Source organism: Streptomyces sp. NPDC048389 (assembly GCF_040706335.1).
GTDB lineage: Bacteria > Actinomycetota > Actinomycetes > Streptomycetales > Streptomycetaceae > Streptomyces.
Map to the genome: position 1 here is coordinate 25,752 of NZ_JBEZKP010000024.1, position 15,326 is coordinate 41,077.

Consider the following 15,326-nt stretch of genomic DNA (forward strand, 5'->3'; position numbering starts at 1 on the left):
TCCAGAGTCGCAAGCGTGTTCGATCCCTCGAAGAGGTGACGTGCACATCACGTTCCCTTCCAGGCATGAACCATTTAGGCTCCGGGCACGTCCTCATCAACAACCGGCAACCCAGCCGGGAGGGCCAAACGAGACAAGCAACGCGAAATCCGTAGAGCGAAGCAATACGGTTCATTCGCCGCCAACCGGCAGCAGACAGCCACCTCGGGAAAAAGTTTCGAGGAAAAGCCACGAGCGGGAACGTTTTCGGGCTGGTTGGATGTTGACCCTGGTACGACAGCTCGTCGAGCTAGAGAAGAGGCGACGTGACTACTGTTCTGACCCCCGCGAGCCCGCTGACGGCCGCTGACCGCTGCGACCGGTGCGGCGCCCAGGCGTATCTGCGCGTCGTACTGATCAGTGGTGGTGAGCTGCTCTTCTGTGCCCACCATGGGCGCAAGTTCGAGCCGGAACTCAAGAAGATCGCCGCGGAAATACAGGATGAGACGGACCGCCTGACGGCCGTGCCGGCCGGCGCCGGTGAAGAGGACCACTGACGCCTCACATCCCGACGAGCCATGAGCCGGTCCAGGACCGGCCGACGGGCGGCTCCCCCCGCACACCGGGGGAAGCCGCCCGCTCTCGTTCCGTCACCCTCCCTGTCCCCCGATACCGACCAGTGCGACCGTCAGTCGGCCGCCTCAGCCGGGGGCGGAGCCACCGCGGCCACCCTCGTGTAGACCCCCGGCCCGTCGGGGCGCCCGCAGCCGCTGCCCCAGGAGACGAGGCCGATCAGCCGCCCTCCGGCGACCAGCGGGCCGCCACTGTCCCCCTGGCACGCGTCGTGCCCGCCCCGCGGGTCTCCGGCGCACAGCATCGTGGACGGCTGGTACCTGCTGCCCCGCCCGCCGGGATACGCGCTCGCGCACGTCTCGTCCGGCAGTACGGAAACCCGCGCCGCCCGGAGGGACGAGGCGTAACTGCCGTCACCACTCGTGTCGCCCCAGCCGTAGACCGTAGCGACCGTGCCGGGCTCGTACGCCATGTCTCCCGCGCCGGCCACGGGTAGCACATGATCCGCGGGCAGGGCCTTCGCCAGGGTCAGCAGCGCCATGTCGGCGCTGTTGGTCAACGGGTCGTACTCGGGCGTGACCCACGTCTTCCGTACCGGGACCTCCTCCCCGCCGGCGCCCGTGAGTTCCGACCGGCCCGCGATGATCTGCAGGTCGCGCACGGAGGCGGCGTCCTTGCCCAGTACGGCCGTGCTCAGACAGTGGGCGGCCGTCATCACCGTGGTCGGCCCCACGACCACGCCGCCGCAGAACTGCCCGCCGCGCGCTGGGCCGAACCGGTCACGGCTGGCCAGTGCGACGACCCAGGGGGTGTCCTCGGTACGTACCTCGTACCCGCCGATGACCACGCTGTCCGCGGCGGCGGGAACGGGCGCGGCCAGCGGTGTCACGACTGCTGCTGCGATCAGGGCCGGCACCCCGGCCAGGGCTCGGGCAGTGGGCCGACGCATATGGTCTCCTGACTCTGCGTGCATCCGGTTCAACTCAGAGTCCGCCAATCGGCCGCCCCGCGCACCCCCGGAACACGGCGAAGAGCCCGGCCCCCAGGGGGATCCGGACCTTTGTCGCCGACTTTCGAGCCGACCCCTCTGCCCCGACCGGGTGCGGACTGGTCGGCGTAGTCGCGTCAGTCGAGGCAGTCGCGCAGTATGGGCCACTGAGCGGTGTGGCCACCTGCGAAAACACCGGTCAGCGTCGAGCGCTCTGCCCTGCGTCTCCTTCTCCTCCCGGTCGCGCCGGACGGTCAGACCTGGGCAGCGCCGGGCGTCCGACGGGCCACGATCCGGCCCCGGCCGCGCAAGTCCGGACGGCCCTTGCGCGGGGCACAAGCTACCCGCAAGGTTTGCGGCAAATCCCCTGATCAGAAGGGGTGCGGGGCGTAGCGTCGGTGAGGAAAGCCAACCGAGAGCGTGATCACCATGACACTCGACCTCTCCGCGTCCATTGCCCGGATGGACTACGACGACCTGGCCGCGATGCCCGGCATCCTGCCGTCACTGAAGTGGCAGGCCCCGGGGAGCGACACCTACACCTGGCGTCTGCGTCGGAAGCCGATGTTGAACGCGAAAAGCTCAACCACCACCGCGCGGTGTTGGAGCAGTTGAGGGGGCAGGTGGAGAAGCACTCCAGTCTGGGGGCTGACCTCAAGCGCCCCGTCAAGGACTGGAGCGAAGTGGGCGCGATCGTCCTTCGCGCTCCGGCCGATCGGATCGACAAGGCCGCGAAGAGCTACACCCTCAAAGTCTGATCGGGGTCGGCGTCCCCGATCGCCTGAGCAATCCGCTCGGCGGCGTCGGCGCGCGCCATGCCCAGGTGCACGTACGGCTTCCCGCTGTGGGTCACCATCGGGCGCACACTGCCCCACACCCGTTCCGGCAGGCCCAGCCGGAACAGCCTTGACGCCCGGACTGGACGCCGTGAGGCTGCGTGCAACCGACTGCAACCCGGCTCGACTTGAGGAGGGGCTATGCGTCTACGGTTCGTCGGGAAAGACCCTGAGTCCGGAGATCACGGCTGCCCGGCGGTATGGGTGGACGAGGAGACGAAGGAACTCGTCATTCAGGGCGTGGCGGCCGACGCCGACACGACCGCCCGGACCGTCCAGGACAGTCCGCTTCCGGCTCACGAGAGCTGGTACGGCTGCCGCAGCGCATGATTCCGCTGCTGAGGGAGGCACTTGACGGCGCAGAGTCTGAGGAGCTTTACCGACCTGATCCGGTCGGTTGAGCGGTCCGCCGTTCATCTGGAGATGCGCGACGTGTACGCCGTCCCGAACGAGGACGAACGCTTCGCGGCGTGGCGGCAGGGCCACCGGCTCGACCCGGACGACCGGGAGTCGTGGTGGCGGCCCTGGCTTGACCTCGTACAGGAAGTCACCGCCAAGGGGGTGCGGGTGCGCCGGGCCCGCATCATGGGGGAGCCGCCCAGCGAGTACATCCGCTACGAGCACTCGTTCACCTTCACCAACATCGCAGCGGGCGAGGAGGTCCGATGGCTGCCGCGCAGGTTGGCGTCCGGTCTCGCTCTGCCGGGGACCGACTTCTGGCTGTTCGACGGGGAGGTCGTCCAGTTCAACGTGTCCGACGGTGACGGGCGTTGGGTCCACACCGACCAGACCGAAGATCAGGCGACAGCCGGCCTGTGCTCCGACGCCTTCGAGGCCGTCTGGGACCTGGCCACGCCGCACGACAAGTACGCCATCTGAAAAGCCCAGTTCATGCCCACGTCTCCACTCTCCACCGCCCAGGCTGCCCGCGCGGCCATCGCCGCCCGTCTGGACGACATGCGGCGGGATGCCGGGCTCACCGGGCATGAACTGGCCCTCCAGTGCGGCTGGCACAAGTCGAAAGCCTCCCGCATCGCGCGCGCCAGGACGGCCCCCTCGGACGCCGACATCCGGGCCTGGTGCCGGGCCTGTGGACCCCGCCAGGGCCCTCAATTCGACCCTTGAGTAGCTTTCGCGCGGCATTCCCGGCAACGGCGCAGCCCGGGGTGGCTTACCGCATAGGCGGCGGCACGGGCTTTCGTACGGCGTTGCTCCGGAGTCACGGGCGGCCCTCTCTCGGGGAGCACCCCGTACGAGGGGGCCGCCGACAGGCTCCACAGTCGCCGAGGGACAGTTTCCGCGCTTCGTCGGCCGCCCGGCACTGGCTGGTCGCCCTGGTACAGCGGTCGATCAGGCCCCGGCGGCTCCCCGCCACGGCCGTCAAGCCACTCTCGGAGCCGCCCGCAGGGAGCCACCTACCGGCCGCCGTGTGGCGCAGAACGTGGTGGAAGTCCTCCATACCGGCGGCCTCCGCGCGGCCCACCGGATGAACGCGCGCACTCCGTCGCCGTACGTCTTGAGCGTCTGGGCGCTCTTCCGCTCGGCTGGCAGGTGCAGCGACCATTGAATCGAGATATGCCGCTATGTCCGTGAATGTTCATGCCGACAGACCTTACGTTCCGTGTGTCGACACCTTGACCGGGATGGCTGTACCCGACGACAAAGGCCCTGGCCTACGCCATAAGCGCAGGCCAGGGTCTTGATCAGCGTTTTCGACTAGTCGAGGTAGTCGCGCAGAACCTGCGAACGCGACGGGTGGCGCAGCTTGGACATCGTCTTCGACTCGATCTGGCGGATGCGCTCGCGCGTCACGCCGTAGACCTTGCCGATCTCGTCCAGGGTCTTGGGCTGGCCGTCGGTGAGCCCGAAGCGCATGGAGACCACGCCGGCCTCACGCTCGGACAGGGTGTCGAGCACCGAGTGAAGCTGCTCCTGGAGGAGGGTGAAGCTCACGGCGTCCGCCGGGACGACCGCCTCGGAGTCCTCGATCAGGTCACCGAACTCGCTGTCACCGTCCTCGCCGAGCGGCGTGTGCAGCGAAATGGGCTCGCGGCCGTACTTCTGGACCTCGATGACCTTCTCCGGGGTCATGTCGAGTTCCTTGGCCAGTTCCTCCGGGGTGGGCTCGCGGCCCAGGTCCTGGAGCATCTGCCGCTGGACACGGGCGAGCTTGTTGATGACCTCGACCATGTGCACCGGGATACGGATGGTGCGGGCCTGGTCGGCCATGGCGCGAGTGATCGCCTGACGAATCCACCAGGTGGCGTACGTGGAGAACTTGTAGCCCTTGGTGTAGTCGAACTTCTCGACGGCGCGGATCAGACCGAGGTTGCCCTCCTGGATCAGGTCCAGGAAGAGCATGCCGCGGCCGGTGTAGCGCTTGGCGAGCGAGACGACCAGGCGGAGGTTGGCCTCCAGCAGGTGGTTCTTGGCGCGGCGGCCGTCCTCGGCGATGATCTCCAGCTCGCGCTTGAGCTTCGGCGCCAGCTTGTCGGAGTTCGCCAGCTTGTCCTCGGCGAACAGGCCCGCCTCGATGCGCTTGGCGAGCTCGACCTCCTGCTCGGCGTTGAGCAGCGGGACCTTGCCGATCTGCTTCAGGTAGTCCTTGACCGGGTCGGCGGTGGCACCCGCGACGGCGACCTGCTGCGCGGGCGCGTCGTCCTCGTCGTCGTCGGAGAGGACGAAGCCCTTGCTCTCGCCCTCGGGCTCTTCCTCGTCACCCTTGGCGCCGGGCTGGACCTCGTCCAGCAGCTCCTCGCCCTCGGCCGCCTCGTCGGTGTCCTTCTTGGCGGCGGTCTTCTTGGCCGCCGTCTTCTTGGCGGCGGTCTTCTTCACCGTCGCCTTCTTGGCCGTCGTCTTCTTGGCGGCCGCCTTCTTGGCAGGCGCGGTCTCCGAGGACTCGTCGGCCGGGACCTCGGCGGTCTCGGCCGCCGGGGCCGTGGTGGCCTCGACGGTCTTCGCCGTGGCGGCCTTGGCCGCGACGGTCTTGGTGGCGGTGCGCTTGGCCGGGCTCTTCGCAGCGACGCTCTTGCGGGCGCGCTTCGGCGACTCCGCTGCACTGACCATCAGCGTCACACCCTCTTCCTCGAGGATCTGGTTGAGGCTGCGCAGAACATTCTTCCACTGGGTTGGCGGAATCTGGTCAGCCTCGAAGGCCCGACGCACGTCATCGCCGGCGATCTGCCCATCAGCCTTTCCCCGCTCGATGAGCGCCATCACAGACTCGGACTCGGCGATCTCCGGCGGGAGCGTACGGGATGTGCTGGCCGACACGAACAACCTCTCGGAACGATGGAAACGGCTTCCGGCCCCGCCCATGATCGGGCCGAAGCCGACGACCACCGGGCTGCGGATGTGCCGGTGGCGCGGGCGGAACCCAGGAGCTGTCACAGCGCCGTGTACGGCGGCTGTATTCCCTCCTCGGCTGTCACCTCTTAGGTCATCGCGCAGGTTCGAGGAGTGTTACGCCCAATCCACGTGGCCCCAGTCACACCCCAAAAGCTACAGAACGGTCGAAGCCGATTTTTTAGGGCATGACACGTCGCCGGATCCCTCGGAATCCGGCGACGCACCCTCTCGGAATCCGGTGACACATGACCCGGACGCCTCTCCATCCCCGACCGCCGCCGCTGTCAGTGCTCACGCGGCGCGGGGACCACTCGCTCCACTTCCGGGTGAACCGTGAGCAGCTGACGCATGGCCGATTCCGCGGCGTGCCCGTCGCCGGAGGAGAGGGCGTCGGCGATACGGGCGTGATGCGACAGCGACGCCTCGGTGGGCCGGTCACAGCCGGCGACCGGCCCACCGGACACCTGGAGCGCGGCTGAAACGATTCCCGACAGATGCTCCAGCATGCGGTTGCTCGCGAGCTGGATCAGCAGGGAGTGGAATTCGGCGTCGGCGCGCGAGAACGTGAGGATGTCACCCTGAGCCAGGGAGTGGCCCATGATCTCGACCATGTCACCGAGACGCTGCTGGACGTCCTCACGCCCGTGCCCGGCTGCGAGCCGGGCGGCCAGCGGCTCGATCGTCCAGCGCAGCTCACCCAGCTCCCGGCGCTGGTCCTCGCGCTGCGGGCCGTAGGCACGCCACTCGATGATGTCGGGGTCGAGCAGGTTCCAGTCACTGACGGGGCGGACGCGGGTGCCGACGTTGGGCCGGGCGCTGACCAGCCCCTTGGCCTCGAGCACCCGGAGCGACTCCCGCACCACGGTGCGGGAGACCTCGAAACGCTGGCCGATCTCCTCGGGTACGAGCGGGCGGTCGGCCCCGAGGTCGCCGGAGACGATCATCTGGCCGAGCTGCTGGACGAGTTGTCCGTGCAGGCCGCGGCCGCGGCTGCCGGCCGTGCGGCGGCCCGCCCGGCCCAACTCCGTGTCGGAGCCGTCCCACGCGGGAGGCCCGACGCGGTCGGCCACGGGCGACCCGCCGTAGCCGTAGCGGTCGAGTTCGCCCGGTCCGGCAAGGCCGTTCTCGGTAGGGCGGGCGGCGGTCATCATGGTGTGCGCAAGGGTACTCACGCATCCTTTGTCGGCTCTGCTTCCGAGCCCCTTGAGGTCTTTGGTGAAAAGCACACGAAAGGGTGATCGGCGCTCGCCCCGCAATTGACGAAATATCGTAAGGAAACAGGCATACGCCGACTCACTGCGGGCAGTTCACGAACAGATGGTCGCCACTTGGTCACCAAAAGGCCCTACGGCGCAGACCGGTGAACACGTACGCGCAGATCAACGCCGTCAGCGACAGCACGATCGCGGCCCCCACGGGCTGGGCGAGCAGCCGCCCCGCCGTGATCAGCCAGCGGTCCACCTGCTGAGGAAACTCGAGCCAGGCCAGTTCGCGCAGCCTGCCGGGAAGTCCGGTGACCGAGCGGGCCGCCGGTACGACGATCACCTTGTGCGCGAGCGGCGCCACCAGAACCGGTGCGGCGAGCACCGCGGCCACTCCTGCCGCCGTGACTCGGAAGACTCCGGCTGCCAGCAGGCCGGACCAGGCACAGCCGACGCAAAGACCGGCCCAACCCGCTGCCGCGGCGGGCCAATTGACGGGCACCACCGTCAAGTCCGGCCCGTACACGAGGCGCAGCACCTGGAAGTCGGCGGCGGTCACGAGACCGGCCAGGGCCAGGGCCGCCACCGCGGTCACTCCGAGCTTGGCCAGGAGCAGGCCGAGTCGGCGTGGCACCGCCCCCCGCGCGGCGGCGAGGGCGGGATAGCGGAATTCCTCACCGAAGGCGAGCGCCCCGATCAGTCCGGCTCCGAACGCCGCCGGAGGCAGCGGCAGGTAGTCGGGCCACGCGACGACGGCCCGGGGATGCAAGGCGCCTCCTGTCCGGGCCATCAGCACGCAGAGGGCGAGGGAGGCGGCGACCACGGCGAGGGCGATCAGCGGTGCCGTGCGTACGCCGAGCAGGCGGCGGGTCTCGTAGCGCACGGGCCATCGGGGGCTGCGCACCGGACGAACGGGCTTCGGAAGCGCGATGGAGGCGGAGGTCCGGGCGCGGAGGGTGGACGCTCGCACACCGGGGGTGGACGCTCGCACGCCGGGGGTGGCGGGCTCGGCGCCGGGAGTGGACGCTCGCACGCCGGGGACGGGCAACCGCGCGTCGGGGGTGCCAGGGACGGGGGCCGTGGCGGCGACTTGGTCAGCGGTGGAGGGCGAACTCGCTGCGGGTGTGGAGACGGGGCCCGGGGCGGGGGCGGGGGCGGGACCCGGGTCGGGCGTGGAGACGGGGCCCGGGTCGCCGACCTCGTCCGTGAGGCGGTGGACGAGTACTCCGTGCCGGAAGGCCGCCTCGCCGACCTCGGCGCAACTGCTGCCGAAAACCGCGAGCACGCCACCGTTCTCGGCGACCACCTCCACCGACCGCCGCGCGGCCCTGGCCTCGCGCACCAGGACGGCGGCGAGCCGGGCGGCGTGCGGAGTGCGGACGGCGACGCGGGGGCGGAGCCGGGTCCGCGAGAAGTCGGCGGCCTCCTGGTCCGCCAGGAGACGGCCCTCGTGGAGCGCGACGACGCGATCGGCGATCCTTGCGGCCTCCTTGGGGTCACGCATCGTGCACAGGACCGTTCCACCGTCGGCGGCGTGCGTCCGCAGCAGCGCGAACAGCCAGCTCCTGTCGCGGGGGGACAGCCCGCGGAAGGGGTCGTCGAGGATGAGCGTCTGCGGGTCCCCCAGCAGAGCGGACGCAAGCCCGAGCCGGCGGTCCATGCCGAGCGACAGCCTCCCCATCTGCTCCTGCGCGAGGCCGCCGAGGCCCACGACGTCAAGCAGTTCGTCGGCGCGGGAGGCCGGCACGCCGACGGCCGCGCTCAGCATCCGCAGTTGGCTGCGGGCCGTCCTGGCGGGGTGCCCCGGCACGTCACCGAGCAGTACGCCCACCTCGCACGCGGGGTTGGCGATGCGATGCAGCGGGTTGCCGCGAAAGTACGTGACCCCCCGACCGGTCTCGAGACCGAGGATGAGCTTCAGGGCTGTCGTCTTCCCGGCGCCGGGCGCGCCGAGCAGCACCGTGACGAGGCCCGGCCGGGCCTCGAAGGTGAGATCGTCGACGGCGGGCCGACACTCCCCGCGGCGGGTACTGGTCAGTCCGACGGCCTGGAGCATCGCTTCTCTCGCCTCTCTCGCGGAAGGTGAGACCGCTCAGCGGCAGCACGGGTACCGCAGCAAGATAACGCGACATTTCAGACTTCTTACGCATGGGCAGCCGCCCAGGGTGTCAGAACACGACTGATGCACCGGCCTCCGCGCGACTCAGACTTCGGGCCGCAGCATCGGCGGGTTCAGCAGCGTGGCGCCACCGGCCCGGAAGAGCTGCGCGGGGCGGCCGCCCTGCCGGGTGGTCGTACCCCCTGCCGGAACCAGGAAGCCCGGCGTGCCGGTCACCTTGCGGTGGAAGTTACGAGGGTCCAGGGCAACGCCCCACACCGCCTCATACACCCGCCGCAACTCCCCCACGGTGAACTCCGGCGGGCAGAAGGCAGTGGCCAGCGAGGAGTACTCGATCTTGGAACGGGCGCGCTCCACACCGTCCGCCAGGATCAGCGCGTGATCGAAGGCGAGTGGCGCCGACCGTTCCTCCTCATGCGCGAACCCGCTGTCACGGTCGAGGAGCTCCTCGACCGGTGCCCAGCGCGCACTGTTCGCGTCGCCGCCCGCGCGGGGCGCAGGCAGGTCCGGAGCGAGCACGAGATGCGCGACGCTCACCACACGCATACGGGGATCGCGCTCGGGGTCGCCGTAGGTGGCGAGCTGTTCCAGGTGGGCGCCGTTTGCCGCGCCCGGGGAGGCCGGGTCGTGCGCGCACAGCCCCGTCTCCTCCGACAGTTCGCGCGCCGCTGCCGCCGCCAGGTCCTCGTCGCCCCTGACGAAGCCGCCGGGCAACGCCCACCTGCCCTGGAAGGGCGGCTCACCGCGGCGCACGACCAGAGCGCAGAGCGCGTGCCGACGCACGGTGAGCACGACCAGATCGACAGTGACGGCGAAGGGCGGAAAGGCCGACGGGTCGTAGGGCGACATGCCGCGATCATAGTCGTCTGCCTGACGATAAAGACACCCTTTCCCACCTGCACGGCTGGATTACTCACCCGGTTGCGGCTGCCCGACGCCGTCGGCTCACGCCCCCAACCTGCGCCGCTCCGCAGCTGCTCGTCCAGAGCCGACCGGCTGACCCCCATCGGGAACGGCTCGCCCGCCGCGGCCTCCATGACCGGCACGCCGCTCCGGTCGCGGCCTCCCCACCGGCACGCCGTCACCGCCCGCTTCTGGTGCCGCGCTGTGCGGCACGCCGCACGGCACGCCCGCGGGCCCGGGCGGCGGTTGTGCCGTTGCCTGGTCGGCCGGGAGTGGGACGGCCTCTCCTGGCCCGGGACCCCGACCCCTCCGGCTTGGCGGTGGACGCCCTGAGGAGCTTGGGGCGACGCCGGCGGGCCCGTGTGCGGGCGTCCTCGGACGTTGCGGGCGGCACCTGCGGCGGGGCGTCGCGTGCCTGTCGCAGGCAATGGCGCACGGCCTCCGGATCCAGCCCCTCGTTGCACGCCTGATGCAGCAGGCGTGCGAACACGTACTCGGGATCGGCCTGCAGGGCCAGCCCCAGAGCGACCCGAGCGCCGGGCTCGTCCCCCAGGGACCACGACACCCAGCCGGCGAGGGTGAGGGGCGCTGCGGCGTGCTCCGTGTACGGGGGCACGCATCGCCGCGAAAGGACCCGCCAGACGCGGAGCGCCGGAGCGGCTTCCGCCCCCTCCATCCACTGCGCCGCCCGGTCCCTGGTCTCCCGGTCCTGGAGGCCGAGGATCACCGCCGCGGCCTCGTCCGCCGAGACGAGCCGGTCGTCCGCCGCGTCGGCGCCAGAATCGTCGTCGCCACGAGGAGTGTCCGCCATCCGCTCCAGCAGACGGCGGGCGAGTGTCACGGTCTCTTCGGCGACCTCCTGCCGGCCCCGGACGTCGAGGATCCTCGAGGTGATCGCCGCACCTGCCGCATCGAACGCGTGGACCTGGTCCTGTGCTTCCGGGGCAGCCGGCGCGGCGTACCGCTGCTCCATGTCGCGCAGGCTGCCTCGCACCCTGATTCCCGCGTACGCGGCCGCGGCGGCCATCACCGACGTGCCCGGCAGGGCGAGGGGCGTGCCGTCGGGCGGACAGCAGCGGGCGTCGGGACAGCAGTAGCTCCAGAGTCGGCCGTCCGAGATGCACAGCGCCTCGTACACCGGCACGTCGAGGCTGCCGCAGGCGGTGCGCAGTCGCTGGGCCAGCGGGCGCAGCCGTTCCATCACCTGCTGCCCGCTCTCCCCCTCCGCCGGTTCCCGGCAGAGGAAGGCCACGACGCCGTCGGGGCCCGCCCCGCGGCGCCGACAGCCCTGGATCAGACAATCGGCGAGCTGCGCGGCGACGGGGCCCCATTCCCCCGGCGAGGGTGGGATGCCGAGCCGCAGTCGTCCGCCGAAGCGTCCGCTGCTGCCGTGCAGGGCGACGAGGACGATGGAATCGGTCGGGTGGAACCCCATCATGTATGGAAGGGCGTCGGCCAGTTCGGCCGGGCCGCGGAGGGTGATCTGCTGGTCGGTGCCGGTGAGGTCGTGGTGCTTGTTCATGCGACGACGGTCCCGCGAAGATCCGGACCGCGCGACCCCTGTGGACAACTTTGTCCACAGGCTCGTCGGCTCGCTCGCGGTTTGTCGGTGCCACCGGGTTGCATGGAGGCAGGACCGGCACAGACCGCGCGGAGCTCAGCACTTCCGCGGCGGATCGTGCCCCGCGGCTCGTCGGTTCCCCGGCCGAGCCCGAGCGGGGGACAACGAGAGACGACGGGAGACAGGGGAGACGACGGGGAGACAGGGGAGACAGCGACCAACGTGCCCCGGCACGCTCTCGAAGCGGCGAGCAGGGGCACGGCGGCGCCGACTTGCCCAGCCGGCTCCCTCCGTCCAGGAGGTGCGCGCCCGCCCGAGGTTGGTGTCATGGAGCGGGCCGGCCGGGCGGTGTCGTCGACGGTTCGGTCCACACCGGCGCCTCGTCCGTGAGGACCATCCCGGCCACGGGCTGTTTCCGCCGGTCCCTACCCGCCGGCGGGCGGGGCGCCGGTCGGCCCCGCCCGGTCCGGATCAGTCCGGCGGCTTGTTCTCGGGGCCAGGTACCGGGCCCAAGCTGATCAGGACGTCGCTGTGCGGGGAACGGGCCTTGGCCGGCAGGGGGGCGGCCGCTCCCGGAGTGCCCGTGGGGTCCGGGTACAGCAGCGCGTGGCGTCGGCGGGCCTCGGCCGCGGCGTCGGAGCGCGGCACCAGGGTGTGTTCGGCCGTGCCGTCCTCGCGCAGGGTGGTGACCAGGCACAGGTCGTCGAGGCGGCGCGCGGTCCGCAGGTGCCGGGCCGCACCCCGCGCTCCGGTCCGCACCGTGAGGCATGCCTCGCTCGCGGTGTCGAACTCGGTGCCCCCGAGGCCCTCGGCCCGCAGCAGTCCTGCCACCGCCCGGCGTTCCCGGCCGGACCGGAAGCACCACACCTCGCTGTCCTTGTGCACGACGACCGCGGCCGCCTCCGGGCCTGTCCCCACCGCGGTCCCGCCCTTCGGGCCCTCGCTCCAGGGAAAGGGCCGGCACAGCAGCCGCACCCCTCCGCGCTCCGCCCACTCGACGGCGCCCTCGTGGACGACCTTCGCGCCGTGACGGGACATCCGGCGCACGCCCTCGTAGCTGATGCGGGAAAGGGTGCGGGCTTCCGGCACCAGGTAGGGGTCGGCAGTGCACACCCCGGGCACGTCTGAGAAGAGTTCACACGTCTCCGCGCCCAGCGTGGCGGCCGACGCCGCCGCCGAGAGGTCCGAGCTGTTGCGGCCCAGCATGACGATCCGCCCGGCCGGGTCGACCGCCTGGCCGCCCGGAACCACGGCGATCGGGAAGTCGGTGAGAGCCTTGGACAGCGCCTGCGGACTGACGGAGGCCAGTCTCGCCCGGTCGGCGGGCCCCTCGGCGAGGAGTCCGGTGCCCGCCGCCGGGAGAGGGCACGCGGGCACCCCCGCGGCGTCGAGTGCGGCCGCGAGCAGGGCGACGCTCACGGTCTCGCCGGTGGTCAGGAGCATTGCGGCGGCGTCAGCGGGCGGGTCGGCGGACAGGGCGCCCAGGGTCTGCTGGAGCCTGCCCGTGGTGCCGGACATCGCGCTCACCACCACGACCAGCGGGCGCTGCTCCTCGGTGCCGCGGCGCAGCACGTACCGGGCCACCCGGTGGTAACCGTCGAGGTCGGCGAAGGCGGAGCCACCGAACTTCAGCACCGCCGGACGGCTGTGGGACGTGCGGCGAACCGTCATCCGAGCCATCCGTTCTTCGTGGCGAGCTCCACGATCTGCAACGCGTTCAGCGCGGCCCCCACCCACAGGTTGTCGGCGACCACCCAGAGCGCCACCGCCCTGTCGTCCTCCGGCTCGACGCGTATGCGGCCGACGTGGACCAGGGCCCGGTCCTCGGGCCGGGCGAAGACGGTACGGGGCATGGGGTAGGAGGGGCTTTCCGACCGGCGGTAGACCCGTAGGCCGGGTGCCGCGGCCAGGGCCGCCTCGACGGACGCGGTCGTGACCGGCGCGCGTAGCCGGACGTGCGCGGCCTCGGAGTGGCAGTCGAAGACCGGCACCCGAACCGCGGTGGCGCTCACCCGCAGCTCGGGCAGGCCGAGGATCTTGCGTGGCTCTCGGACGAGTTTGCGCTCCTCGTGCGTAAGCCCGGTGTCGTCCTGCAGCCCTATCTCGGGAACGAGGTTGAAGGGCAGGGGCTGCCCGAAGCGCCCGCCGCGGGCTTCCTGCGCACCGGGATCGTCCAGGATGGCCCTGGAGCCCTCCGCCAGTTCCCGCAAGCCGCGCACGCCACCGCCGGAGGCCGCTTGATAGGTCGCCACCACGACGCTTTCCAGACCCGCCAGTTCGTGCAACGGGTGCAGGGCTCGGACCAGTTGGATGGTCGAGCAGTTGGGATTGGCCACGAGGTTGGAGCCCGGCCGTGCGTCGAGAGCCCCAGGGTTGACCTGCGGCACCACAAGCGGGACGTCCGGTCGCATCCGGAAGGCGGAACTGTTGTCGACGACCAACACCCCGCCTGAGGCCAGCCGCTCCGCTTCCCGGCCGCTGACCTCCGCACCCGCGGAGAAGATGGCGACATCCAGACCTCCGGGGTCCAGATCTTCGAGGGTGATCAGTTCCGCCACGGGCATGGACAGCGCCAGTTCGGTGCCCAGGTCCCGGCCGACGCTGCGCGCCGATCCGACGGGCACCACCTGTTCCACGGGCACGATCCCGCCGTCCAGCAGGGCCAGGCACTCCCGGCCCACCGCTCCGGTGGCGCCCACTACCGCGATGCGTAGCATTCCCACTTCTCCCTTCTGTTGCCCCCGCGCAGGGGCTCAGTGCCTGGTGGTCTCGGGTAACCGGCCCCGGAAGGCGCGCCGGTACGCGTTGGGGGTGGTGTTGAGGAAGCGCACGAACTGGTACCGCAGGGCGGCCGCGTTGGCGAATCCCGTACGCGCCGCTACCACCTCCATCGTCTCGTCGGTGTTCTCCAGCAGCCGCTGAGCGCTCAGCACCCGCTGGGCCAGCAGCCAGCGGTAGGGGGTGGTCCCGGTCTCCATCCGGAAGCGGCGGGCGAAGGTACGCGGCGACATACAAGCCCGCGCCGACAGCTGCTCGACGCTGATCTCCTGGTCCAGGTGCTGCTCGGCCCAGGCCAGCACCTCGCGGATGCCGTCCTCCCCGTAGTGCGCCACCGGCCGTTCGATGTACTGGGCCTGGCCGCCCTCCCGGTGCGGGGGCACCACCATGCGCCGGGCGATGGCGTTGGCCACGTCGCTGCCTTGGAGTTTGCGCACCAGGTGGAGGCAGGCGTCGATCCCCGCGGAGGTGCCGGCCGAGGTGAGGATCGGGTCCTCGTCGACGTAGAGCACGCCCGGCTCGACCTGGGCCTTGGGGTAGCGCTCGGCGAGTGAGTCGGCGTACCGCCAGTGTGTGGTGCAGCGCCGTCCGTCGAGCAGCCCCGCGGCGCCCAGGACGAAGGCGCCGACGCAGACGCTGACCACCCTGGCACCGCGGGCCACCGCCTGGCGCAGGGCTTCCAGAAGGGCGGGCGGGAAGTCCCGGGTGTGGAAGTCGTCTCCCACCGGGATGGCGATGAGATCGGCGGCCTCCAGCCGGTCCAGCCCGTAGGGCGTGCTGATGGTGAATCCGGGCACTGCCCGTACGGACGAGGATTCCGCGGCGACGAGCGCGAAGTCGTACGCGGGCAGCCCCTCCTCCCTGCGGTCGATCCCGAACACTTCGCATACGACACCCAGCTCGAACGGGTGGACGTTTTCGAGCAGGACCGCGGCTACGTTCTTCAGCATGGGACCAATGTGGCAGTAATGCGTGGTGTTCTGACAGTCCCCCCGCTGTTCCATGGCCGGATCAGCCCTCATACTTACGGCATGGGCCT

14 protein-coding genes and 1 pseudogene are annotated in these 15,326 nt (G+C 70.9%); 6 read left to right on the forward strand and 9 right to left on the reverse strand.

Annotated features, from left to right (window positions below; translation table 11 throughout):
* Positions 1-305: 305 nt before the first annotated feature.
* Entirely contained in the window at positions 306-536 is a 231-nt protein-coding gene (locus AB0903_RS18310; protein WP_100109587.1) for a hypothetical protein, read from the forward strand.
* A gap of 131 nt (positions 537-667) precedes the next feature.
* On the opposite strand, the gene AB0903_RS18315 is transcribed toward AB0903_RS18310, so the two are convergent.
* Entirely contained in the window at positions 668-1,501 is an 834-nt protein-coding gene (locus tag AB0903_RS18315; protein ID WP_366703926.1) for a serine protease, read from the reverse strand.
* A gap of 459 nt (positions 1,502-1,960) precedes the next feature.
* Here AB0903_RS18315 and AB0903_RS18320 point away from each other — a divergent pair, with 459 nt between their 5' ends.
* The 5 genes and pseudogenes from AB0903_RS18320 to AB0903_RS18340 all read left to right on the forward strand — a co-directional run.
* The gene (locus AB0903_RS18320; protein ID WP_366703928.1) at positions 1,961-2,155 is read left to right on the forward strand and encodes a hypothetical protein; all 195 of its coding nucleotides are present in this window, start codon (positions 1,961-1,963) and stop codon (positions 2,153-2,155) included.
* Positions 2,140-2,298 carry a hypothetical protein gene (locus tag AB0903_RS18325; protein ID WP_366703930.1) on the forward strand — a complete coding sequence of 53 codons (159 nt, stop codon included), beginning with the start codon at positions 2,140-2,142 and terminating at the stop codon, positions 2,296-2,298. Before AB0903_RS18320 ends, AB0903_RS18325 begins: the two co-directional genes overlap by 16 nt.
* Before the next feature lie 219 nt (positions 2,299-2,517).
* The gene (locus AB0903_RS18330; RefSeq protein WP_366703932.1) at positions 2,518-2,706 is read left to right on the forward strand and encodes a hypothetical protein; all 189 of its coding nucleotides are present in this window, start codon (positions 2,518-2,520) and stop codon (positions 2,704-2,706) included.
* Between the two features lie 21 nt (positions 2,707-2,727).
* Positions 2,728-3,255: a DUF6879 family protein gene (locus AB0903_RS18335; RefSeq protein WP_366703934.1), complete on the forward strand. Its 528-nt coding sequence runs from the start codon at positions 2,728-2,730 to the stop codon at positions 3,253-3,255.
* A 12-nt stretch (positions 3,256-3,267) separates the two neighbouring features.
* Positions 3,268-3,471, forward strand: a pseudogene (locus AB0903_RS18340) (helix-turn-helix transcriptional regulator); the annotation flags it as partial.
* A 621-nt stretch (positions 3,472-4,092) separates the two neighbouring features.
* Here AB0903_RS18340 and AB0903_RS18345 read toward each other — a convergent pair.
* The 8 genes from AB0903_RS18345 to AB0903_RS18380 form a co-directional block, all read right to left on the reverse strand.
* Entirely contained in the window at positions 4,093-5,649 is a 1,557-nt protein-coding gene (locus tag AB0903_RS18345; RefSeq protein ID WP_366703936.1) for an RNA polymerase sigma factor, read from the reverse strand.
* Positions 5,650-6,008: 359 nt separating this feature from the next.
* Positions 6,009-6,950 (reverse strand): FadR/GntR family transcriptional regulator, encoded by a 942-nt coding sequence (locus AB0903_RS18350; protein ID WP_366703938.1) that lies wholly within the window; start codon positions 6,948-6,950, stop codon positions 6,009-6,011.
* A 106-nt stretch (positions 6,951-7,056) separates the two neighbouring features.
* Entirely contained in the window at positions 7,057-8,982 is a 1,926-nt protein-coding gene (locus AB0903_RS18355; RefSeq protein WP_366703940.1) for an ATP-binding cassette domain-containing protein, read from the reverse strand.
* A 147-nt stretch (positions 8,983-9,129) separates the two neighbouring features.
* Positions 9,130-9,894, reverse strand: coding sequence for an NUDIX domain-containing protein (locus AB0903_RS18360; protein ID WP_366703942.1), 765 nt, complete (start codon positions 9,892-9,894; stop codon positions 9,130-9,132).
* A 232-nt stretch (positions 9,895-10,126) separates the two neighbouring features.
* Positions 10,127-11,470: a DUF4192 domain-containing protein gene (locus AB0903_RS18365; RefSeq protein WP_366703944.1), complete on the reverse strand. Its 1,344-nt coding sequence runs from the start codon at positions 11,468-11,470 to the stop codon at positions 10,127-10,129.
* Between the two features lie 510 nt (positions 11,471-11,980).
* Positions 11,981-13,180 carry a hypothetical protein gene (locus AB0903_RS18370; protein ID WP_366703946.1) on the reverse strand — a complete coding sequence of 400 codons (1,200 nt, stop codon included), beginning with the start codon at positions 13,178-13,180 and terminating at the stop codon, positions 11,981-11,983.
* A complete protein-coding gene (locus AB0903_RS18375) occupies positions 13,177-14,226 on the reverse strand; it encodes an aspartate-semialdehyde dehydrogenase (protein WP_366703948.1) in 1,050 nt (349 codons plus the stop codon). Before AB0903_RS18375 ends, AB0903_RS18370 begins: the two co-directional genes overlap by 4 nt.
* A gap of 36 nt (positions 14,227-14,262) precedes the next feature.
* A complete protein-coding gene (locus tag AB0903_RS18380; RefSeq protein ID WP_366703950.1) occupies positions 14,263-15,237 on the reverse strand; it encodes a helix-turn-helix domain-containing protein in 975 nt (324 codons plus the stop codon).
* Positions 15,238-15,326 lie beyond the last annotated feature (89 nt).

Bases quoted from the DNA above. Each gene is read 5' to 3' on its own strand.
- AB0903_RS18315 (WP_366703926.1), bottom strand. From the start codon at position 1,501: ATGCGTCGGCCCACTGCCCGAGCCCTGGCCGGGGTGCCGGCCCTGATC.
- AB0903_RS18330 (WP_366703932.1), top strand. From the start codon at position 2,518: ATGCGTCTACGGTTCGTCGGGAAAGACCCTGAGTCCGGAGATCACGGC.
- AB0903_RS18355 (WP_366703940.1), bottom strand. From the start codon at position 8,982: ATGCTCCAGGCCGTCGGACTGACCAGTACCCGCCGCGGGGAGTGTCGG.
- AB0903_RS18360 (WP_366703942.1), bottom strand. From the start codon at position 9,894: ATGTCGCCCTACGACCCGTCGGCCTTTCCGCCCTTCGCCGTCACTGTC.
- AB0903_RS18365 (WP_366703944.1), bottom strand. From the start codon at position 11,470: ATGAACAAGCACCACGACCTCACCGGCACCGACCAGCAGATCACCCTC.
- AB0903_RS18370 (WP_366703946.1), bottom strand. From the start codon at position 13,180: ATGACGGTTCGCCGCACGTCCCACAGCCGTCCGGCGGTGCTGAAGTTC.
- AB0903_RS18375 (WP_366703948.1), bottom strand. From the start codon at position 14,226: ATGCTACGCATCGCGGTAGTGGGCGCCACCGGAGCGGTGGGCCGGGAG.
- AB0903_RS18380 (WP_366703950.1), bottom strand. From the start codon at position 15,237: ATGCTGAAGAACGTAGCCGCGGTCCTGCTCGAAAACGTCCACCCGTTC.